14 protein-coding genes are annotated in these 20819 nt (G+C 70.2%); 8 read left to right on the forward strand and 6 right to left on the reverse strand.

Going from position 1 to position 20819, the window contains the following annotated elements; translation table 11 throughout:
• The 3 genes from ACJ8AN_RS25800 to ACJ8AN_RS25810 form a co-directional block, all read left to right on the forward strand.
• On the forward strand, nucleotides 1-280 hold a 280-nt coding region (locus tag ACJ8AN_RS25800; RefSeq protein ID WP_407758125.1), incomplete at its 5' end, for a sensor histidine kinase.
• Nucleotides 281-285: 5 nt separating this feature from the next.
• Nucleotides 286-744 (forward strand): response regulator, encoded by a 459-nt coding sequence (locus tag ACJ8AN_RS25805; RefSeq protein ID WP_407758126.1) that lies wholly within the window; start codon nucleotides 286-288, stop codon nucleotides 742-744.
• On the forward strand, nucleotides 741-2681 hold the full coding sequence (locus ACJ8AN_RS25810) for a response regulator (protein ID WP_407758127.1): 1941 nt from the start codon (nucleotides 741-743) through the stop codon (nucleotides 2679-2681). Before ACJ8AN_RS25805 ends, ACJ8AN_RS25810 begins: the two co-directional genes overlap by 4 nt.
• 18 nt (nucleotides 2682-2699) lie before the next feature.
• Here the strand turns inward: ACJ8AN_RS25810 and ACJ8AN_RS25815 are convergent, their stop codons facing one another.
• From ACJ8AN_RS25815 to ACJ8AN_RS25825, 3 genes are read right to left on the reverse strand one after another with little or no spacing between them, the layout of a single operon-like run.
• A complete protein-coding gene (locus tag ACJ8AN_RS25815; protein WP_407758128.1) occupies nucleotides 2700-3686 on the reverse strand; it encodes a class I SAM-dependent rRNA methyltransferase in 987 nt (328 codons plus the stop codon).
• Nucleotides 3683-5044, reverse strand: coding sequence for an amidohydrolase family protein (locus tag ACJ8AN_RS25820; protein ID WP_407758129.1), 1362 nt, complete (start codon nucleotides 5042-5044; stop codon nucleotides 3683-3685). Before ACJ8AN_RS25820 ends, ACJ8AN_RS25815 begins: the two co-directional genes overlap by 4 nt.
• 37 nt (nucleotides 5045-5081) lie before the next feature.
• Nucleotides 5082-5501, reverse strand: a complete 420-nt coding sequence (locus tag ACJ8AN_RS25825) for an MGMT family protein (RefSeq protein WP_407758130.1) — start codon at nucleotides 5499-5501, stop codon at nucleotides 5082-5084.
• Between the two features lie 230 nt (nucleotides 5502-5731).
• Between ACJ8AN_RS25825 and ACJ8AN_RS25830 the strand changes: the two genes are divergently transcribed.
• Nucleotides 5732-7192, forward strand: coding sequence for a hypothetical protein (locus ACJ8AN_RS25830; protein ID WP_407758131.1), 1461 nt, complete (start codon nucleotides 5732-5734; stop codon nucleotides 7190-7192).
• A 122-nt stretch (nucleotides 7193-7314) separates the two neighbouring features.
• The gene (locus tag ACJ8AN_RS25835; RefSeq protein ID WP_407758132.1) at nucleotides 7315-8082 is read left to right on the forward strand and encodes a glutathione S-transferase family protein; all 768 of its coding nucleotides are present in this window, start codon (nucleotides 7315-7317) and stop codon (nucleotides 8080-8082) included.
• 116 nt (nucleotides 8083-8198) lie between these two features.
• On the opposite strand, the gene ACJ8AN_RS25840 is transcribed toward ACJ8AN_RS25835, so the two are convergent.
• The 3 genes from ACJ8AN_RS25840 to ACJ8AN_RS25850 all read right to left on the reverse strand — a co-directional run bounded on the left by ACJ8AN_RS25840 (nucleotide 8199) and on the right by ACJ8AN_RS25850 (nucleotide 14408).
• Nucleotides 8199-10031: a M4 family metallopeptidase gene (locus tag ACJ8AN_RS25840; protein WP_407758133.1), complete on the reverse strand. Its 1833-nt coding sequence runs from the start codon at nucleotides 10029-10031 to the stop codon at nucleotides 8199-8201.
• 241 nt (nucleotides 10032-10272) lie between these two features.
• A complete protein-coding gene (locus tag ACJ8AN_RS25845; protein WP_407758134.1) occupies nucleotides 10273-11616 on the reverse strand; it encodes a sigma 54-interacting transcriptional regulator in 1344 nt (447 codons plus the stop codon).
• A 59-nt stretch (nucleotides 11617-11675) separates the two neighbouring features.
• Nucleotides 11676-14408: a protein kinase domain-containing protein gene (locus tag ACJ8AN_RS25850; RefSeq protein ID WP_407758135.1), complete on the reverse strand. Its 2733-nt coding sequence runs from the start codon at nucleotides 14406-14408 to the stop codon at nucleotides 11676-11678.
• A 151-nt stretch (nucleotides 14409-14559) separates the two neighbouring features.
• On the opposite strand from ACJ8AN_RS25850, the gene ACJ8AN_RS25855 reads away from it, so the two are divergent.
• The 3 genes from ACJ8AN_RS25855 (at nucleotide 14560) to ACJ8AN_RS25865 (ending at nucleotide 20809) form a co-directional block, all read left to right on the forward strand.
• A complete protein-coding gene (locus ACJ8AN_RS25855; protein ID WP_407758136.1) occupies nucleotides 14560-15489 on the forward strand; it encodes a cysteine peptidase family C39 domain-containing protein in 930 nt (309 codons plus the stop codon).
• A gap of 254 nt (nucleotides 15490-15743) precedes the next feature.
• On the forward strand, nucleotides 15744-18563 hold the full coding sequence (locus tag ACJ8AN_RS25860; RefSeq protein ID WP_407758137.1) for a fused MFS/spermidine synthase: 2820 nt from the start codon (nucleotides 15744-15746) through the stop codon (nucleotides 18561-18563).
• A complete protein-coding gene (locus tag ACJ8AN_RS25865) occupies nucleotides 18560-20809 on the forward strand; it encodes a spermidine synthase (RefSeq protein WP_407758138.1) in 2250 nt (749 codons plus the stop codon). The genes ACJ8AN_RS25860 and ACJ8AN_RS25865 overlap by 4 nt, the downstream gene beginning before the upstream one ends.
• Nucleotides 20810-20819: the final 10 nt, after the last annotated feature.

The following is a 20819-nucleotide window of genomic DNA, read 5'->3' on the forward strand; positions in this document are numbered from 1 at the left end:
CATCTCCCTCCAGGCCACGGTGAACGAGCAGACCCAGCAGTGCGAGCTGCGGGTGGAGGACAACGGCATCGGCTTCGAGGAGAAGCACGCCGAGCGCATCTTCCAAGTCTTCCATCGCCTGCACGGACGCGGCGGCAAGTACGAGGGGACGGGCATCGGCCTGGCGATCTGCCGGAAGATTGTCGAGCGGCACGGCGGCAGTATCCGCGCGCACAGCTCCCCTGGAAACGGTGCGGCCTTCATCGCCTCGCTGCCCCTCAAGCAATACGCGAGCAAATGATGACCATGGAGCTGAAGAGACCCGTGACGATTCTGATGGCGGATGATGACGCGGATGACCGGGACTTCGCCCGCACCGCCATGGAGGAGGGCCGGCTGGCCAACGAGCTGCGCTTCGTCGAGGACGGCGAGGAGCTGCTCGACTACCTGTACCGCCGCGGCCGCTACGCCAATCCGAAGGACTCGCCGCGGCCCGGGTTGATCCTCCTGGACCTGAACATGCCCCGCAAGGACGGCCGCGAGGCGCTGCGGGAAATCAAGAGCGACCCCTCGCTGAGGCAGATCCCCATCGTCGTCCTCACCACCTCCAAGGCCGAGGAGGACATCCTGCGCAGCTACGACCTGGGGGCCAACTGCTTCGTCACCAAGCCGGTGACCTTCGAGGGACTCGTCGAGGTGGTGAAGGTGCTGGACAAGCACTGGTTCCAGATCGTCGAGCTGCCGCGCCCCCTCCCCACCCCATGACGCAGGAGGCAGCCCCACCCCCCATCCGCGTCCTGCTCGTCGAGGATGACGAGGACGATTTCATCCTGACGCGGGATGCGCTGCGCTCCATCGGGCCGCGGTGGATGGTGCTCCAGTGGGTGGCCAGCTCCGAGCAGGCGCTCGTGGAGCTGGAATCCGGCCACCATGACGTGTGCCTGCTCGACTACCGCCTCGGTTCGGTCACGGGGCTGGAGGTGCTGGCGCAGGCGCGGCGCGGGGGCTGGCGTGGTCCCGCCATCCTGCTGACGGCGCAGGAGGACGACTCGCTCGACCGGCAGGCCATGGAGGCCGGGGCCGCGGACTTCCTCGAGAAGTCCCAGCTCACGCCAACGCTCCTGGAGCGCTCCATCCGCTACGCGCTCCAACACGCGCGCACACTGGAGGCGCTGGACCGCTCCCAGCGCAGCTTCCGCGAGCTCATCGAGCGGCTGCCCGATGGCATCGCCGTGCAGCAGGGCGAGCGGCTCGTCTACGCCAACCCCGCGCTCGTCGCGATGGTGGGGTGCGGCTCCGCGGCCGAGCTCGTGGAGCAGCCGGTCACCGCGCTCGCCAAGGCCTTCTTCCATCCGGAGGATCTCTCGTCGGGCAAACAGCGGTTCAAGGAGGCGCTGCACTCCGGCAGACCGCTGCCGCCCAGCGAGGTCCGCCTGCTGCGCAAGGGCGGGGGCCTCGTCACGGCGGAGCTGACCCAGAGCCTGGTGATGTTCGACGGCCAGCCGAGCCGCGTCCACATCCTGAGAGATCTCACCGAGCGCAAGCAGATGCAGGGCCGGCTGCTGCTCGCGGACCGGATGGCCTCGCTCGGGACGTTGGCCGCGGGGATTGCCCACGAGATCAACAACCCGCTCGCCTTCACGCTCTCCAACCTGGAGCACCTGGAGACGGAGCTCCTCCCTCGGTTGGGCCCGGCGGACGAGGAAGCCCGCAAGCTGCTCGCCGACGCCCGCACCGGGGCCGGGCGCGTGAGGGACATCGTCCGGCAGCTCAAGATGTTCTCCCGCGCGGAAGAGGACGTGCGCGCCGAGCCCGTGGACGTGCACCACGCGCTGGAGACGGCCATCAGCATGGCGGGCAATGAAATCAGACACCGCGCCCGCCTGGTGTGTGACTACGCGCCGGAGCCGCTCGTGGCCGAGGCGAACGAGGGCCGGCTCGGACAGGTCTTCCTCAACCTGCTCGTCAACGCGGCCCAGGCCATCCCCGAGGGGGACGTGGAGCACCAGGAGATCCTCGTGCGCACACGGCCCCATCCCGAGGGCGTGGCCATCGAGGTGCGGGACACGGGCTCGGGGATTGCCGCGGACCACCTGGAGCGGGTGTTCGAGCCCTTCTTCACGACCAAGCCCGTGGGCCTGGGAACGGGACTCGGGCTCTCCATCTGCCACGGCATCGTGACCGGCTTCGGCGGACGGATGGAGGTGGAGAGTCAGCTCGGCAAGGGCAGCACCTTCCGCATCATCCTGCGCGCGGCCTGGGCCCCGAGCCCCACCGAGCAGCGGCAGCGGCCCGCCGTGGCCGCCCTGGTGCCGCAACGGGGACGGATTCTCGTGGTGGACGACGAGCCCATGATGGGCGTGGCCGTGCGCCGCACGCTGCAACGCGAGCACGACGTGGTGACGCTGACGAGCGCGCGCGAGGCCCATGCGCGGCTGGTGGGCGGCGAGCACTTCGACGTCATCCTGTGCGACGTGATGATGCCGGAGATGAGCGGGATGGAGCTGCACCAGGAGCTCTCGCGCCACGCCCCCGCGCTGGCCGAGCGGATGGTGTTCCTCACCGGAGGCGCCTTCACGCCCAACGCCCGCGCCTTCCTGGAGCAGGCCGGCATCCGCCGCGTGGACAAGCCCTTCTCCTCGCGGGAGTTGCGCCAGCTGGTGCAGACGATGCTGGCCAGCAGGCCCCCCGGCACCTCGTGAGCCCCGGGCGCGAGCGCCTCAGGGCAGCTCGAGCACCCGCACCTTGAGGGCGGCCGGATGCGCGGGCGAGGCCGGGAAGTCCACCGGCGACGGGCCCAGGTCGAGCACCCCCCTGCCCCTCCGGCCAGCCCGGGACACGCCCTCCGTCACCATGGCCTCGAAGCGGCGGGGCGCCAGCGTGGCGAGGTTGCAGCAGGCCACCAGCCGGCCACCGGGGGCCACCACCCGCGCGGCGGCCTCGGCCAGGTCCGCGTAGTCCCGCGCCGCGGAGAAGCGGCTGGTGCGCGTGGTGGCGAACGAGGGCGGATCCGCCACCACCACGTCGAACGTCTCGCCCTTGCGCGCCAGCCGGCCGAGCCACTCGAAGACATCCCCCGCCACGTAGTCGTAGCGGTCCACCGGCTGCTCATTGAGGCGGGCATTCTCCTCGCCCCACTCCAGCACGCGGCGGCTGGCGTCGAGGTTGAGCACGCGCCTGGCCCCACCCGCCGTGGCCGCCACGCCGAAGCCACACGTGTACGAGAAGAGGTTGAGCACGGTGAGGCCCCGCACCTCTCCGGCCAGCCACGTCCGCGTGTCGCGCATGTCCAGGTAGAGCCCCACCGACAGGCCCTGCCCCGGACGGATGAGGAAGCGCAGCCCGTTCTCCAGCGCCACCAGCGACTCCACCGCCTCGCCGCGCGCGGCCTGCTCGGGGGCGAGCTGCTCCTTCGCCACGTTGGCCAGGTGGCGCGCCTCCCTCGGCCGCCGCTTGAGGTACACGCTGCGCGGCGCCCAGGCGGACTCCATCGCGTCGAGCAGCTCCTGCTCCTCGGCCGGCGTGAGCTCGCGGTAGAGGCTCACCACGTGGAGGTACTCGAAGACGTCCACCGTCACGTCGGGGACGCCATCGGACTCGCCGTTGACGAGCCGGTACGCGGTGGTGCGTGGATCATCCCGCAGTGGGGTTCGCCGCTCGCGGGCCTGGCGGAGCACCCCGGCCAGGGAGGCGGTACGGGAGCTCATCGCGCGCGCGCCACACCCTCGAGGGACCCGGCCTCCGGGAGGCGGGCTCGCGCCCAGACCTCCGACAGGACGCGGGCCGCATCGCGCGCCAGGGCCACCTCGTCCGCGCCGAGCAACTGTCCCTCGCGCACGGTGACGCGGCCGTTCACGATGTTCCACGCCACGCGCGAGCGCCCCAGCTGGGAGAGCAGGTACGGCGCCTGTCCACTGTCCTTGTCCAGCGCCGGCACGCAGTCGAACACCACGAGGTCCGCCAGCCGCCCCTCCTCCACCGAGCCCGAGGGCACGCCGAAGAGGCGCGAGCACAGCTCGGCCGGGCCCTCCGAGAAGAGCTGCACCAGCACGCCGTCTGGATCCACCAGGCGCGAGCCCCGCGCGGCGCCCACCGCCGTGATGAGCGCGGCGCCCAGCGCATCCCAGAGACCGCCATGGCCGGCACTGCCCAGGCCGATCAGATTCTGGCGCCCGTGCAGCGTCTCCAGGGCCCGGCCACTGGGCTCGACGAGCAGCGCCGCCCCGGGGCCGAGCGCCACGCAGGTGCCGCTGGCCGCCAGACGCATGGACTCGGCATCGTCCACGGAGCGCGCGTACGCGGCCACCGACAGCGGCCCGAGCAGCCCGAAGGACTCCAGCCGGGGGACGATGCGCTGGAACGTCTGCGTCCAGGTGTTGGCCAGGTCGTGGTCGCCCTCGGCGAGGTGGAAGACCACGGGCGCGCCCGAGGCCTCGCGCAGGCGGCCGAGCTTCTCCAGCAGCGCATTGGTGGTCGTCCACGAGGAGTGGAAGCCGAGCGCGCCGCGCACCAGAGGATGAGCACCCCGGCGCTTCACGAAGTCGGCATTGGCCTCGGCCTGGGCGTCGGCCTTGTCCTGGCCCCCGAGACTGGTGGTGGCATGGCTGGCCACCAGCCGCAGGCCGAGCTGTTCCGCCGCGCGCGCCTGGGCATCGAGCGCACCGGCCACGTCTCGCGGACACGACAGGTGCTCCACCGCCAGCGTGACGCCCGAGCGCAGCGCGTTGGCCATGGCGTGGCGGGAGAGGACCTCCACGTCCTGCGCGGTGAGCAGCGAAGCCAGCCGAAGCTCCTGCTCCAGCCGGACCAGGGGCGAGTGCAGGAGGAACTCTCCGACGGAGGGCACGAGCTGATCCCCCACCAGGTGGGCATGGCAGTCCACGAGGCCCGGGAGCACCAGCCGGCCGCGGCAGGACACCTCCCAATCGCCGGGGAGCACGGGCACCTCGGCGTCGGGAGCGACGCGGCGGATGAGACCTTCCTCGACGACGATGGCCATGCCAGCGCGGCCGCGGCCGTCGGTGCGGAAGATGGAGCAGTTCTTGAGGACCAGGCGGCCTTCCATAGGGTGCGCGAGTATATGCGACCCGCGCCCCGGCGCCTCAGAACAGGCGCATCTGCGACTTGTCCTCTTCCTTACCCGAGGAGCGCGCGGGCAGCGGGGTGAAGCCGTGCTTCGTGGCCCACTCCTGGCCCGGCCCGGCCCAGCGGAAGCGGTCCAGGTACGCCTTGCCCTTCTCGTCGAATTCGACGCCCTCGGCCACCAGCAGCTCGCGCTGGTTGTAGCCCTGCGTGCTGATGCCTCCCGAGCGGTTGATGATGCGCTGCCAGGGCACCTTCGCCGCGCGCGGCCCCAGGTCGCCCATCGCGAGCCCCACGATGCGCGCATCGCACCCGCCGCCCACGATGAGCGCGATGTCGCCGTACGTCGACACCTGCCCTCGCGGCACCTGCTCGACGACCTGGTAGATGCGCTCGAAGAACCTTCGCTCCTGCATGGTAATGGTGACGGTGGTGGACATGTCTTCTCCGGTCAGGTCCCGCGTACTACCTCAGAGGACCTGCTCAGGGAAGCGGGTATTACGTCCGCCGTCATCCACCCAACCCGACACGTGGAGTAGGCGTCAGAGCTTCGCGCCCTGGCGCAGCCGCTTCAGCAGCGGCACCTTGGGATAGAGTCCCGTCCGCTGAGGGGGAGTTCATGTCATTGCAAGCCGTGGGAAGTGCCGCTCAGGGCAGGCTGGGAGCGGTCGTGTTCAAGCGCGTGGAGTTCGAGCCCGCGCCGCTGCGTTTCTATGTGGGCTCCATCGCCCTGCTCGTGCTCGGGGTGGCGTTGGCGTTCGCGGGCCTCCTGGTCGCCCATCCCTTGTTGTTCCTGCTCGGGCTACCGCCCGCGGGCGTGGGATTGGGCATCCTCGTCCGCCGGTCCGCGAGCCGCTGCGGGCTCACCGTGCACGAACAGGGAGTTGTCCTCTCACGCATAGGCTCCGACGAGATCATCCCGTACCTCCACATGCGGGACTTCTCCCTGAAGGAGGAGGCGAAGCTCTTCAACGGAAACCACGCGGGGCTCCTGCGCACGCTGGACTTCACCTGGTCCGGTGGAAACCGCCGGGCCGCCCAGTTCGCGTCCGCCGACGCCGAGGACTTCTTCGCGCCCATGCTGGTGGAGATGCTCGGAAAGCTCGCCGATGCGGCCGAGGCGAGACTCCAGAAGGGCGCGCCGCTCGAGGGCAAGGGCTGGAGGCTCGATTCGCGCGGGCTGCACGTGGGCGAGCAGGCGCCGGTGCAGCTGAGCAAGCTGGCCGGTGTCGCCATGTTCGAGAACAAGGTCTCGTTCTGGCGCTCGGGCGAGGAGCTGCCGTTCCTCACCGTGGAGGAGGAGAGCCCCAACGCGAGACTGCTCGGCGTGCTGGCGCGGCGTCAGCGCACCGAGGACGAGCGCCCGCAGCGGGCTGGTGCCCTGGGGCGCGTCCTGTTCCAGAAGAAGGTGACCCGCGCGAGCCAGGTCGCCTGCTGGATCGGCGCGGGCCTCTGCTTCATCGCCGGTTCAGCGGGAATCATCACCACCGCCATGGCCCACAACTGGGGCTGGCTCGCCGGCTCCCTGTTCGTCGGGTGGGGGGCGGCCCTCGCGTTCGCCGCCATCGCCCAGTACAGCTTCCGCGTGCACGAGTTGGGCGTCGTCCGGCGCTCCATCTTCGGGGAGCGCACGCTGCGCTACTCGGAGATCACGAGCTTCCAGTTCGGCGCGACCCGGCACTACCACAACGGGGCGTACACCGGGACGGCGCTGAACATGAGCTTCACCGGCGGCCCCGGCACGAAGCCCATCAGCCACAACCAGACGAGCCGCGGCAATGACTCGGATCTGGACGCGCTGCGCGAGCAGGTGGCCGACATCGTCGCCGCCCAGCTCCTCCAGCGGTTGGAGCGGGGCGAGGAGATTCAGTGGGGCCCCTCGGCGCGCTTCACGCGCAACGGGCTGATGGTCCGGGCCCCGAAGCTGTTCGGCAAGGGCGAGGAGCGGCGGGCCCCCTACGACGCGGGCCTGCACATCTCCATCCAGCAGGGCACCCTGCAACTCTTCATCAACAACGAGGCGAAGGCCGTCATGAGCTGCCCGTGCGCGGCGGACAACTTCTATCCGGGGTTGACGATGCTCGGGGTGCTGATCGCCCGGGCGAAGGGCTCGCGGCAGGCCGCGGTGTAACGCAGCGCGAGCGTGACTCCGGGAGCGCTCGACGGCGCCCCGGGAGAAGGCGAGCCGTGCCGGGCCGCGGCGCTGGTGCGGCCCTTGACGCCTGGGGGGTGGACCGTGCGGAAGTGCGGCCCATGACCTCCCCCAACCTGCCGAAGCTCGTCTTGTGCGAGTTCGACGCAACCACCATCCCTGGTCTGGAGAGCTACTCTCCCTTCTGCATGAAGGCGCACCGCGCCCTGAAGTACCTGGGCCTCCCCTACGAGCGCCGCCACGGCCTGCCGGGCACCTTCAAGAAGTACTACTCCACCGGGCAGGTGCCCGTGCTGCTCATCGGCGACTCCGAGGCCGTGGGTGACTCCACCGATATCCTCGCGCGCCTCCAGACGCTCACGGGTCGCACCTTCCACGGCACGAACGACCCGAAGCTCGCCGCCGAGGCCCTCCTGTGGGAGGAACTCGCGGACACCTCGCTGGCGGGCTTCCTCATCGCCTCCCGCTGGGCCGATGACCGTAACTGGACCCGGTTCCGCAACAACGCCTTCTCGGGCCTGCCCACGCTCATGCGGGGCGTCATCATGGAAGTCGTCCGCAAGCGCATGGTACGCGTGCTCGTGGCGCGCGATGTCTGGCGTGCGGGCCCCGAGGCCTGCTGGCGGCGTTTCCAGGCGCTGCTCGACTCGCTCGAGGCCAACACCCCCGAGGAGGGCTTCTGGCTGGGCGCCTTCTCCACGGCGGACATCGCCCTGTTCAGCCAGCTCTACAGCCTGCGCAATGAGATCACCCCGTGGCAGCGGGACCAGATCATCGCGAGGCCGAGGCTGACGCGCTACCTGGATCGGGTGGACGCGGCCACGCGTGGCATGGGCTCGGCCGGCGCGTCGCACTCGTCCGCGGCGTAGCGGGAGACAGTCCCCGGGGCGGGGCCCTGAGCGGCTTCGAGTCCCGCCGCCCGAGCGTCCAGAAATGACGGGAGGAGCGCCCCGCGAGAGGCGCTCCCAGGTCCGGGGTCCGCGAATCAGTTCACGCCCACGGCGCTCCAGCTGTCCTTGACCTTCTTCACCTCGGCCGAGTTGGCGCCGTACAGGTCCGTGGCGGCGTTGATGGTGGCCTGGCGGGCCTGGGCGAAGGTGGTGGTGGGCGTCATGTAGTGGTTCAGGGCGCGGTAGTAGACCTTGAGGCCCTTCTCCATGCCGATGCCCTCGTCCACCTTCTGGCCCGAGGTGCGGTTGGTGCCGCCGTTGACGAGCAGGTAGAAGGCGTTGTTGGCGATGCCGCTCGAGCCGTGCACCTCCTTCTGCTTCGGGTAGTTCTTGTAGTTGTCGATGGAGTAGCCGTCCTTCGTCGGGTCGTCCATGTAGCGCAGGGCGTCGCCAGTGCCGTTGGCCGGCGTCCACGCGTCCTCGCCCATCTTCCAGTCGAACTTGACGGACTGGTTCTTCTGCGAGGCGTGCCACTCCACGCCCGTGCCGAAGATGTCGCTCATCGCCTCGTTGAGGCCACCGGACTCGCCCTCGTAGACGAGGCCCGCGGTGCGCTCGGTGAGGCCGTGGGAGATTTCATGCCCGGCGATGTCCAGCGTGGTGAGCGGGCCGGCGTTCTTCCCGTCTCCATCGCCGTAGTTCATCTTCGTGCCGTCCCAGTAGGCGTTCACGAAGTTCTTGTCGACGTGCACGTAGGAGATGAGCTTCTCGCCCTTGTCGTCCAGCGAGTCGCGGCCGAGCACCTCCTTGTACATGTCGTAGGTCATCTCGGCGCCGTAGTGCGCGTCCACCGCGGCCTTGGAGCGCGTGTCGTCGGAGGCCTCGCCCCACGCGTCGTTCTTGTCCGTGAAGGCCGTCTGGCCGCTGGCCTGTGCCTTGTTCTTCGCGTCGTACGTCACCACGCCACCGCCGCGGCTCTTGTCCTCCAGCGTGTACGTGCCGTTCGCGCCCTTCGTCGTGGAGAGATCCACCTTGCCGCTGTAGAGCGTGGTGTCGTTCGCCGTGCCCGTGGTGGGAGGCGTGGGCGTCGTCGGCGGAGTGCCCGGCGTGCTGGGAGTGCTCGGCGTGGGGGTGCCGGTGCCGGGCTTGCCCGCCTTGGGCAGCTCGATGCCGCCCATCTGGTCGAAGCTCTTGAGCATCTCGCCCGAGTTGGCGTCGACGAAGTAGTTCATCCGGCGCGGACGCGCGTCCTTCTCGAGGTCCGCGGTGTTGGTGAGCTGCACGTGGTAGGCGGCGTGGTACTGGCCGTCCTTGCCCTGGACGATGACGCGCTCGGAGGTGGGCGGACGGTCCGCGTCCGTCTTGCCGTTGAACTGCCTCTGGGCAATGGCCAGCGCGGCCTTCGCCGACAGCTTCACCGGCTGCGAGCCCAGCCCGGCGGGAATCTTCGACAGCTCGCCCGTCATGCTCTGCACCTTGCCCTGAGCGTCCAGGTGGCTGATGAGCTGCTCACCGAAGACCTTCACGCCCTCGTGCGTGCGGTCCAGGCGCACGTGCGTCATGCCCAGCTCGTCCTTCTGCACGGAGCGCGGCGAGACGGACGCGGCGGCACCCGCGCCGGGCACCACGCCTCGGGAGGTGGCACCGGACTGCTGCTGGAGGAAGTTGACCGACCTCTGGATGGCGTTCCGGGCCTCCACGCTGTTCAGGGCCAGGGGGCCGGTGGTGCGGGGAGCGGTAGCGGCCTGCTGCGTCGTGAGCGCCACCGAGGGGCGCGCGGTGGTGGCCGCCGGCGTGAAGGTCGACTTCAAGTCGAGACCCGAGGCGGGACGGGCCTCGTTCTTCGGCGAGGAGGCCGGGCGCTCCGTGGCGGTGGAGGAGGACGTGGGAGCAGCGGACGGATTCTGGGAGCGGTTGTTGATCTTCATGGCGTGGGGGCCTTCTGTGCTCAGGTGGGAAGCGTCCACCCGAAAGAGAGTATCCGCGCCGGACATGAGCAGGTTGCGTGCCACGCACCGCGTCACGCCGTCCGCGAGCGGAAACCCTCGATTTCACGGGGAAGGCCCGCCGGGCGCCGGGGGAGCGGTGACTCCCGCCCTCACGCCCCCTGGTGACGGCAGTCACCGCCTGATGACAGCTGTCACCAGGCACCACCCTGGGGGGCGGGAGCTACTCGCCGCCGCCGTCCAGCCCGTGCTTGCGCAGCAGCTTGCGCAGGTAGACGCGGTCGATGCCGGCCTCGCGCGAGGCCCGCGAGATGTTGCCCTCGCAGCGCTCGATGAGGCTCTTGAGGTAGTCGCGCTCGAAGCCCTCGATGAGCCGCTCCTTGGCTTCCTTGAAGGGAAGCTCCAGCTCGGCCGAGCCGCCGGAGCCGGGGCGCGGCTCGCCGGGGAGCTCGGGCAGCTCCGGGAGCGCCTCCTCGCCCAGGTTCACCACCTGCTCCGCCACGTTGCGCAGCTCGCGCACGTTGCCGGGCCAGGGGTAGTGGGCGAGCAGCGCCCGCGTCTGGTCCGACAGCGCGCTGGGAGGACGGCCCATGCGCTCGAGCACCGTGTCGATGAGCAGGGGGATGTCCTCGGGCCGCTCGCGCAGGGGCGGCAGCGTGACGCGCAGCACCGCGAGCCGGTGGAACAAGTCCCGGCGGAACTTCCCCGCCTTCACCGCGCCCTCGAGGTCCACGTGCGTGGCCGCCACCACCCGCATGTCCACCGTGCGGTAGTCGTTGGCGCCCACCCGCTTCACCTGACGGCGCTCCAGCACGCGCAAGAGCCTCGGCTGGAGCTCCAGCGGCAGCTCGCCCACCTCGTCGAGGAAGACGGTGCCGCCATGGGCGCGCTCGAAGGCCCCGGCGCGGTCGCTCTGGGCGCCCGTGAAGGCCCCCTTCACATGGCCGAAGAGCTCCGACTCGATGAGCGAGGGGGCGATGCCCGCCAGGTCCACGATGACGAAGGGCCCCTTGCCGCGCTTGCTCTCCTGGTGGAGCGCCTCGGCGCACAGCTCCTTGCCCGTGCCCGTCTCGCCCTGGATGAGCACGTCCGAGCCCCCCGGAGCCATGCGCTCCAGCAGGGTGAACACTTCGCGCATCTTGCGGCTGGAGCCCACGAGGGCGCCGAAGTGATCTCGCGACGAGAGCGGCAGCGAGCGCTCCCGCGTGTCCTCCGGCACCAGCTTGAGCTCGGTGGTGCCCAGGGTGATGACGATGCCGGGGCGCAGCTCCAGCTGGTTGAAGCGCAGGCCCTCGCAGAAGGAGCCGTTGCGCGACTCCAGGTCGATGGCCAGCACGTGAGCCTCTCGGACCTCCAGCTTCAGGTGCTGCCGCGAGATGGTCTTGTCACTCAGCACGATGTCGCACGTGGGGGCCTTGCCCACGACGTACTCACCGCGCTCGAGCGCATGACTCCGCCCCGCTTCCGCGCCGGACAGCACCAGCAGCTTCAGCCGCACCCGGCCGGAACCAGCCCGGGCCAGGGTCGCTGTCGCATCCGAATTCTCATCATCATCGCGCGACGCCACGCGTCAGACGCTACCACGCGCGAGGCGCCGGGGCACCCCAGGATTTCCGCCCTTCCCTCTCACCGGCGAGCGGGGCGGCGGGAGGGACGCGCGGGCTTGGGCACGGGCTCCTTCGGGAGGGAGGCGAGCCAGGAGTCCACGTCGGACACGCGCGGCGCCAGCTCGGCCTGGGAGAAATGCTCGCGGGCCTTGGCCGCCACGGCGCGGGCCTCGGGCTGCTGGCCGGACTCCCAGAGTGCACGCGCCAGCGCGAAGCCCGACTCCCCCAGCGCCGGTGGCGGCACCGAGGCGAAGGAGACCGCCAGCCGCAGCGGCTCGAGCGCCTCGCGCGCCCGTCCCAGTCCCAGCAGGGCCTGGCCCACGCCGTCATAGGAGAACTGGAGCTGCTCGTCCCCCTCGGGCAGCGCCTGCTTCTTGGCGGCGAGCGCCTCCTCATACACCTTCAGCGCCTCGTCGTAGCGCTTGAGCGCGAGCAGGCTCATGCCCTCCTCGTCGAGGCCCTCGGCGGCCTGCGTGCTGCCCTTGCCGAAGGTGGCCTCGCGGATGTGCGTCATGGCGCGCGCATGCTCCAGCGCCCGCTCGTACTGCCCCAGCTCGCGCAGCGTCCACGAGAGCATCGCGTGGCGCCGCGCCATGTCCGGGTGCAGCGCGCCCACCGACGCCTCCGTCTGCTTCAGCGACTCCTCGAGCAGCTCCAGCGCCCGCGTGGGCTCGCCGGACTCCAGCATCACGCGCCCGAGCAGGAAGGTGGTGCGCGCGCGCTTGGGGTGGCCCACGGGCAGCACCTTCGCCTGGAGCTCCCGCGCCTTCTCCAGCAGCGAGCGCGCGTCGGGGAAGTGCCCCTGCGTCACCGCCAGGTTGGCCCGGTTCACCAGCACGTCGCTCTCCAGCACCGCGTCGCCGCCGAGCCGCTTCAACGTGGCCTCGGCCAGTCCACCCCAGCCCTCGGCCTGCGCGGAGTGCTTCAGCCCGTCCTCCACGAAGAGCAGCTTGTTGAGGATGGAGACCTTCAGCCAGTCCGCCCTCCCCGCCTCCGCGTCGTAGACGGCGCTCGACAGCAGCTTCGCCGCCTCGGGGGACTCGCCCAGCTGCTCCTGGAGCCAGCCCAGGTGGAAGCGCAGTTCGGCCATGAGCGGCAGGTGGCCGGTGGCCAGCACCGGGGCCTCGAGCGCGCGCGCCTTCTCCATCGCCCCCGGGTAGCGGCCCGCGTCCACCAGGGCCTTCACCTCGGCGAGCCGGCCCTCGAGCCGCTCGATGTCCGCGCGCTTCTCCGGATCCGACGGCAACCGCTGCTGCTCGGAGAGCGACTCCACGTCCGCGCACTCCTGCAGGGCTGGGAGCGCGTGCGCCGCGTCGAGCGCCTTCTCCACCACCTTCGCGTCCGCCTCGGCCAGCAGCCCCACCAGCGCGCCCACGTCCTTGCGCCGCCGCTCCAGGCACACCACGCGCCGGGACAGCAATTCCTCGGGCTGCACGCCCTGCACGCGCGTGGCCTCGCACGCCTCGGTGCGCTGCCGCGTCCACGCCGCCGTGTAGTCCTCCAGCACCTGGGAGACGCGCGTGGCCGTCTCCTGGGCGAAGGGCCGCTTCGTGGCGAGGAAGGCCGCCTCCAGCTTCCCGCGCGCCGCCGGGCCCCACACCTCGGCCATCAGCTCGCCCGCGCCCGCGCACACCTGCGACTGCTGGTACACCCCGCCCGCCACCACCGCGAGCCCCACCGCCGCCGTGCCCGCCGCCACCATCCACCGCCGCCGCTTCACCCGCCGCTGCTCCTGCGACAGCGCCTGCAGCAGCTCCTTCATCGAGGGGAAGCGCGCCCCGGCCTCCAGCGCCAGCCCGCGCATCAGCGCCTGCCGCACCCACGTGGGCACCTTCTTGTCCTTCGGCGGCTCACGGATGAGGTCCGCGGGGTACTCGCCGCGCTCCGGCTCCAGGGGCTCGGTGCGGTCCCCGGGCGTGCTCTTCCGCGAGGCCGCGTAGGCCCGCATGCGCGCCGTCTCGAAGGCCTTCTGCCGGTAGAGGCCCCGGTACAGCGCCGCGCAGAAGCTGAACTGGTCCGAGCGCGCGTCCAGCTCATCCCCCCGGTACTGCTCCGGGGACATGTAGTTGGGCGTGCCCATCACCACGCCGTCCTGGGTGATGGAGGCGTCCAGCATCCGGCGCTCCGGCGGCAACAGCTGCCGGGCCTCCTCGGACAGCGCGTCCTCCTGGACGGGCTCCCCCACCTGGCGCGCCAGGCCGAAGTCGGTGACGTAGACGCGGCCGGCGCGGCTCACCAGCACGTTGGCGGGCTTGAAGTCGCGGTGCACCAGCCCGGCCTCGTGCGCCGCCAGCAGCCCCCGCCCCGCCTCCAGGAAGCGCTCCAGCACCTCGCGCCAGGAGCGCTCTCCCTCCAGCCAGTCGCTCAGCGTCCCCCCGTCCGCCAGCTCCATGGCGAGGAACACCTGAGCCCCCCACAGGCCCACGTCGAAGACGGGGATGACGTTGGGGTGGGACACCCGGGCCATGGCCTGCGCCTCGCGCAGCAGCCGCGCCCGCGCCGCCTCCGCGTCCGAGTTCCCGTCCGAGTGCAGCAGCTTGAGGGCCACCTTCCGGTCCAGGTCGGGGTCGTATGCCGCGTACACCACCCCCATGCCGCCCTCGCCCAGCCGCTTGAGCAGGAGGTAGCGCCCCACCTGGGACACGGGCGGCACGTCCTCCGGGGCCACCCCACCGCTCCGGTTGGAACGGCCGGTGTCCGGCGCGGACCCTCGCGTCTCCTTCCCCTTACCGCGGCTCTTGGCTTCTCTCATGGATTTCCAGGATTCCATTCACGCGGTTGCTTTGCAAAAGCGTGACCCCGAGTAAAACCGAGGAGACTTCTGACGCCGAAGAAACTTTTGACGGTCTGCGTCGATAACTCCTTCGGACTCACGATTTACCCGCCTGGGGAGCACCTTCGAGATGAGCCTGAAAATCCCTTCGAAAATGGGTGGAGCCCTTCCCAGTCTGCTGGAGCCCCTGGTGCAGGCCAAGGGCTCGCAGACGCCCGCGCCCACCGCCCCCCCTGCCGCCAAGGCGGCCATCCCGGGGTGCACCGACAGCTTCGAGCCGCAGCACACCACCGGGGCGAAGTGGGCGGCGAAGTTCGCCGAGGCCGTGGCCACCATGGCCCCGGAGCTCCAGAAGCTGGCCCCCACGGAGCTCAAGGCGCTCAAGGACGTGGCCAACTCGGTCAACGAGCAGCGCAACGCGGTGGCCAACGAGCAGAAGAACGAGTGGGCGAAGTCCACCCCCGTCCTGCAGCAGACCGAGGACGCCAACTGCGGCGCGGCGGCGGCGGCCATGCTGGTGCGCGCCAAGGACGGCAAGGCGGACAAGTCGGACTCGGATCTGATCGACGAGCTGGAGACGCAGTTCGCCTCCAAGGAAGGCACCACGCCGGAGCAGCTCTCCAAGATGCTGGCGCACGAGGGCATCGAGGTGAAGCACGGCACCGCCGACCTGGAGAAGGACACGCTGGACGAGGCCCTGCACACCGGCAAGAAGGCGCTGGCCATGGTGGACTCCAACCAGATCTCCACCCACGCCAGCGCGCAGGAGCCCGGCAAGGCGCACTGGGTCGTCATCGACGGCATGGATCAGAAGGGCCGCTACATGGTGAAGGACCCGGGCACCGGCTCCAGCTACTTCGTGAAGCCCGAGGAGCTGAACAAGGCCATCGCCACCGGGCGCGAGAAGCACCAGTCCGGCGGCATGATGATCGTGGAGAACACGAAGTCGCAGGCGCCCGAGCCGGTGCTGGCCGAGGAGAGCGCGAAGAAGTCGGAGGCGCTCGGCAAGGGCCAGGGCGGCGGCTCCAACACCTCGCGCTTCGGGCGCGAGTCCTCCTAGTTCCGAGGACCCGGCTCGTCCTCGTCGAGGAGCGCTTCAACCGGCAGTGCGACGTCAGCTCCATCCGCGGCTTCCTCGCCGAGCCGCAGCTCGAGCTGGTGAAGGGGGTGTGCCAGGAGGTGCTGCCGCCCAGCGACACGCTTCCGTGAGAGCGGCCTCGGGGGACGGGGCGGAGTCCTGAAGAAGGCCCCCTGCCCTCCTTTCAACCGGGCGACGTTTCGCGAGGGGTGTGGCATCCTCGGAGCCACGCCCCGATGAGACAGACCACGGCCGCGGTGCTCCGTCCGCCCGATCCTCCCGTCACCCCCACGCGTGGCGACCCGCCCGCGCCCGGCCTCCGGCCCTGGGTGCTGCGCCTGTTCTTCCTCTCGGGACTCTCGGGCATCCTCTTCGAGATCCTCTGGACCCGCATCTTCACCTTCCTGCTCGGAGGCACCACGCAGAGCGTGAGCGCCGTCATCACGGCCTTCATGCTCGGGCTCGGCGTGGGCTCGGCCGTCTTCGGCAGGCTCGTGGATGGCCGCGTCCGGCGGCCCCTCGTCCTCTATGGGTTGCTGGAGCTCGGGGTGGCGCTCAGCGGGCTCGCCGCCTTCTACGGCTTCCAGCACATCGAGTCGCTCTACGCGGCCCTGTACACCCGGGCGCCTCAGGCCACCGTGAAGTGGCTCGTCTTCCTCATCGCCTTCGTCTTCATCGCCATCCCCGCCACCCTCATCGGTGGCACCCTGCCCGCGCTCGTGCGCCACGCCGTGGAGAAGGCCGAGGGCGTGAAGGCCGCGCTCGGCCGGCTGTATGCGCTCAACTCCCTGGGCTCCTCCGCCGGCGCCATCCTCATGCTCGGGCTCGTCTTCGGGCTCGGGTACGAGGCCAGTTACCACGTCGCGCTCCTGCTCAACTGCGTCACCGGGCTCGCCGCCCTGGTGCTGGCCCGGCGCGAGGGACGGGTCAGAAGCACGGAGGAGCAATACCCTCACCCCGGCCCTCTCCCTGAGGGCGAGGGAGGGGTTGCGCGGGAAAGCGTTGGGACTTCCGCGCGGGTGCTCCTGCCCGCCTTCGCGCTCTCGGGTTTCTGCGCGCTCGCCTACGAGGTCATCTGGTTCCGCACGCTCGACTTCCTGCTGCTCGGGAAGCTCACCACCTTCGCCTGCGTGCTGGCCGTATACCTGCTGGGCATCAGCCTCGGCAGCCTCGCGCTCAGCCAGTGGAGTCCCCGCGGCCTGAGTGACCTCGGCCTGTTCGTCCGCTTCGAGCTCCTCCTGGGATTGCTCGGGCTCGTCAGCTTCCCGGTGCTCTCGTGGGTCAGTGGCCTGGGCCACCGGCCGCTCTCCATCGCCACGGGCTTCGTCCTGCTCTTCGCGATGACGGTCCTGCTCGGCGGCCTCTTCCCGCTGGCCGGCAAGCTGTACGCCGGGCCGCTGCGGCTGCTCGGGAGGACCGTCGGCAACCTCTACTCGGCCAACACGCTCGGCTCGGTGCTGGGCTCGTGCCTCACGGGCTTCGTGCTCATTCCCTGGGTGGGCACGGCGAACACGTTGCTGCTCACCGCGGGGCTCAACCTCCTCATCGCCGCGGGCGTGGCGGCCGTGGCGATCCGTCCGCTGCACACGCGCCCGGTGGCGGTGGGGGTGGGGCTCGCGGCGGTGGCGCTCGGGGGCTGGTTCAGCGAGGACTGGCTCACGCGCTTCTACGAGCACGCGGGCCTGCGGCCGGGCTTCCACGTCATCGCCCAGACCGAGAGCAGCCTGCAGCCGGTGCTGGTGGCCGAGGACGCGCATGGAGAGCGGGTGCTCCTGGGTGGCCCCTTCCAGTCGGGCGAGACGGTGCCCGCGCGCCGGCAGACGCAGCGGTTGCAGGCCCACCTGCCGATGCTCGTGCACCCCTCGCCGCGCCGGGTGCTGGAAATCGGCTACGGCGTGGGCGAGCTCGCGCGCACCATCCAGCTCTACGAGCCCGAGCTGCTGCACATCGCCGAGCTCGACGAGCACATGATTCCGATGGCCGAGGAGTACTTCGGAGCGCTCAACGAGAAGGCCAGCCGCCGCGCCAACGTGCGCGTGGACGTGATGGATGGGCGGCACTTCCTGAAGATGAGCCGCGACCAGTACGACGTCATCATGTCGGACTCGATGATCCTCGCGAGCGAGGGCAGCCTGCGGCTCTACACGGAGGAGCACTTCCGCGAGGCGCGCCGGCACCTGCGGCCCGGGGGCATCGTGCTCGCGTGGCTGCCGCTCAACGCGGGCATCACCAAATCCCAGGTCATCCTGAAGACGTTCCAGGAGGTGTTTCCGCAAAGCCTCCTGTGGCTGCCGCTGGGCCTCAACACGCAGGAGGCGTTCCTCATCGGCTTCCGGGACGAGGCGCGCATCGACTGGGAGGCGTGGCGGGAGAAATTCGAGCGGGTGGCGAAAGCGGACCTGAAGGGCTTCGGCTGGGAGGACCCGGCCCTCTTCTTCGCCAGCTTCCGCGCCGGGCCCGAGCGGCTGGAGCACATCGCCTCGCGCATCCCGTTCATCAACCGGGACATGAATCCGGTGCTGGACTTCCTGCCGCAGGAGAGCCCCGCGGAAATCGCCTCGGCGGTGGAGCATTTCGTCGCGAACGACCCGGGCTTCATCTTCGACCACCTGCGAACGGGCCCCGGAGACGCGGAGGCACTGGAAGCGCTGCGCGCCGGAGTCCAACGCGTCCACGAGGCGGACCAGCTCTTCCTGAAGGGCGTGGCGGACCTCGACAGGTTCGGCGCCCGGCCACCCGCCGAGGTGCTGGAGAACGCGGAGGCTCTCACGGCCCATTTCCGCGAGGCACTGATGAAATACCCGGCACACCCGGCCGCCGCCGTATGGACGGCCCAGGTGCTGGGACTGGCCACCCGAGTGGAGCCGCCGCTGGAGCCGCGGCGGACCCAGGCACTGCTCGAGGAAGCCGTCCGCTACAACCCCACGGACCTCGCCGCCACCGAGGCGCTCGCGCGGCTGGCGCTCCAGCGCGGAGACCAGGCCGAGGCCCGGAAGTACCTCGCGCGGCTGCGCGAGCTCGCCCCCTACTCGCGGCTCACCACCGAGATGCCATGACTGCCCCCACGACGCTCAGCCGCTCCCGGTTCCGCTATCTCTGCGCGCTCCTGTTCTGCACGGGAATGACGTCGCTCGTGTTCCAGATCATCTGGATGCGCGGGTTCGGCATCATCCTCGGAAGCACCATCTATTCGATGTCGTGCGTGGTCACCGTGTTCATGCTCGGGCTGGCGCTCGGCAGCTTCCTGATGTCGAGGCTGCTGAAGCACGGCCGGTGGCTGGCGGCGCACCCGCTCGCGGCCTACGGCGGCGTGGAGTTGCTGGTGGGCCTCAGCTCCCTGCTCGTCACGTGGACGGTCTTCACGCACCAGGGCTTCTACCTGTCGCTCTCCGGCTCGCCGGCGGCGCCGCTGCTCCAACTGCTGGCCACGCAGTTCACGGTGTGCGCGGCGCTCATCGCGGTGCCCACGACGCTCATGGGCATGACGCTGCCGCTGGTGAGTCAGCTCGTCACGGATCGCCGGCAGGTGTCCGCCCTCTACGGCGTCAACACCATTGGCGGCGCCACGGGGAGCATCGTCGCCAGCTTCGTCCTCATCTACTACCTGGGCTGCATCCGGGCTGGCGCGGTGGCGGCGGCGGTGAATGCGCTCATCTTCTGCGCCGCCCTGCTGACGAGCCGCTACTTCCCGCCCGTCGGCGCGGGAGCCGGGGACGATGCCGAGGCCCCGAGCACCACGATTCCCGCCGAGGGCCGGCTGCTGAGCCGCCCGTTGCTGCTGGCGCTGGCGGTGTTCTCGGGCTTCATCGCGCTGTCGTGTGAGATCACCTGGACGCGCTTCCTGTCGCTGTGCTTCGGCAACCGCGTCTACGTGACGAGCATCACGCTGGCGCTCATCCTGCTCTTCATGGGCCAGGCGGCGCGCATGAGCAGCGCCCTGCTGCGGGGTCCGAATCCGTTGTGGCGCATCCTGCTGTATTCGTGCTCCCTGACGCTCATCTCCTTTTCGGCCGCGTTCCTGCTCGAGCGCCACGCCCTGCAGGCGACGCACCCGGGGCTGGTGGTCCTCTTCATTCTGCTGATGGTGGTGTTCCCGGCCACGGCGCTCGGGTTGCTCTTCCCGATGACGCTCGCGGCCCGGCCCGCCGGTGTCGGCAACCCGGCGAGCTGGGTGGGACTCGTGTATGGGTTCAACACGCTGGCCAGCCTGGTGGGCTCGCTCGCCAGCGGCTACGTGCTCATCAACCTCATCGGCTCCAACGGGCTCATCGCGTTCAACTCGGCGCTGCTCGTGGTGTCGCTGGGAGGGCTGGCGTACGCGTTCCGCCCGCACTTCCGTCTGTCGGACCACGCGCTGGGCGGGGTGGCGCTGCTGGGCTTCCTGACCATCATCCTCCCGCGCAGCGCCGATGTGCCTCCGGTGGTGGACGCCGAGCGAGCGGTGGTGCGCAGCGAGGACGCGCACGGCATCTTCAGCGTGGTGCGCATGGACGAGGGCCGGCTGCGGGTGCTCAACAACCGCACGGACCTCGTGTACCTGTATGGGGACCCCATCACGCAGTACGTGCAGGAGTCGCAGGCGTACTTCCCGCTGCTCTACGCACCGAAGATGGAGAAGGTGCTCAACATCGGCTCCGGCTACGGCATCACCGCGGGAGCGTTCTCGCGAGTCGCCGAGGTGCGCTCCATCGAGGCGGTGGAGATCGTCCCGGCGCTCGTCGAGCACGCGGACCTGTTCAGCCCGGGCAACCACCGCTATTTCGACAACCCGCGCATCCAGGTGCACGTCACGGACGGGCGGCACTTCCTGGCCACCACGTCCGAGCGCTACGACGTCATCTCCATCAACGTCTCGGACCCGTACCTGCCGGGCTCCTCGAGCCTGTTCAGCCGCGAGTTCTACGAGCTGGCGCGAGCGCGCCTGCGGCCGGGCGGAGTGCTGGCGCAGCACATCTTCGGGCCGGACATCGCGTCGCTGTACCACGGCATCCACGAGGTGTTTCCGCACGTGAAGGCGATTCCGGCGTATGGGAACGGGCTGACGCTCATCGCCTCGGTGGAGGACTTGCAGCCGCACCAGCGCGAGGTGTTCCTGCGGCAGTACGACGAGGGACGCGCGCTGTTCGATCCGATTGGATTGAAGGAAGGGCTCGCCGGCTTCGAGAAGCTGGTGGCGCTGGGAGACAAGAGGCTCGCGGAGTTGAACGCTAAGGCCCCCGACTTCCAGAACAGCGACGACATGCCGACGCTGGAGTTCCGGCGGCTGCCCGGCAAGGTGGGCCTCTTCTATTCGAACAACTGAGGGCCCTCGG

This window comes from Archangium sp., from assembly GCF_045802675.1.
Classification (GTDB): Bacteria; Myxococcota; Myxococcia; order Myxococcales; family Myxococcaceae; genus Archangium.

Excerpts from the sequence above, each read along its gene's own strand:
- ACJ8AN_RS25805 (WP_407758126.1), top strand. The coding sequence starts at position 286 with ATGGAGCTGAAGAGACCCGTGACGATTCTGATGGCGGATGATGACGCG.
- ACJ8AN_RS25810 (WP_407758127.1), top strand. The coding sequence starts at position 741 with ATGACGCAGGAGGCAGCCCCACCCCCCATCCGCGTCCTGCTCGTCGAG.
- ACJ8AN_RS25815 (WP_407758128.1), bottom strand. The coding sequence starts at position 3,686 with ATGAGCTCCCGTACCGCCTCCCTGGCCGGGGTGCTCCGCCAGGCCCGC.
- ACJ8AN_RS25820 (WP_407758129.1), bottom strand. The coding sequence starts at position 5,044 with ATGGAAGGCCGCCTGGTCCTCAAGAACTGCTCCATCTTCCGCACCGAC.
- ACJ8AN_RS25825 (WP_407758130.1), bottom strand. The coding sequence starts at position 5,501 with ATGTCCACCACCGTCACCATTACCATGCAGGAGCGAAGGTTCTTCGAG.
- ACJ8AN_RS25835 (WP_407758132.1), top strand. The coding sequence starts at position 7,315 with ATGACCTCCCCCAACCTGCCGAAGCTCGTCTTGTGCGAGTTCGACGCA.
- ACJ8AN_RS25840 (WP_407758133.1), bottom strand. The coding sequence starts at position 10,031 with ATGAAGATCAACAACCGCTCCCAGAATCCGTCCGCTGCTCCCACGTCC.
- ACJ8AN_RS25850 (WP_407758135.1), bottom strand. The coding sequence starts at position 14,408 with ATGAGAGAAGCCAAGAGCCGCGGTAAGGGGAAGGAGACGCGAGGGTCC.
- ACJ8AN_RS25855 (WP_407758136.1), top strand. The coding sequence starts at position 14,560 with ATGAGCCTGAAAATCCCTTCGAAAATGGGTGGAGCCCTTCCCAGTCTG.
- ACJ8AN_RS25860 (WP_407758137.1), top strand. The coding sequence starts at position 15,744 with ATGAGACAGACCACGGCCGCGGTGCTCCGTCCGCCCGATCCTCCCGTC.
- ACJ8AN_RS25865 (WP_407758138.1), top strand. The coding sequence starts at position 18,560 with ATGACTGCCCCCACGACGCTCAGCCGCTCCCGGTTCCGCTATCTCTGC.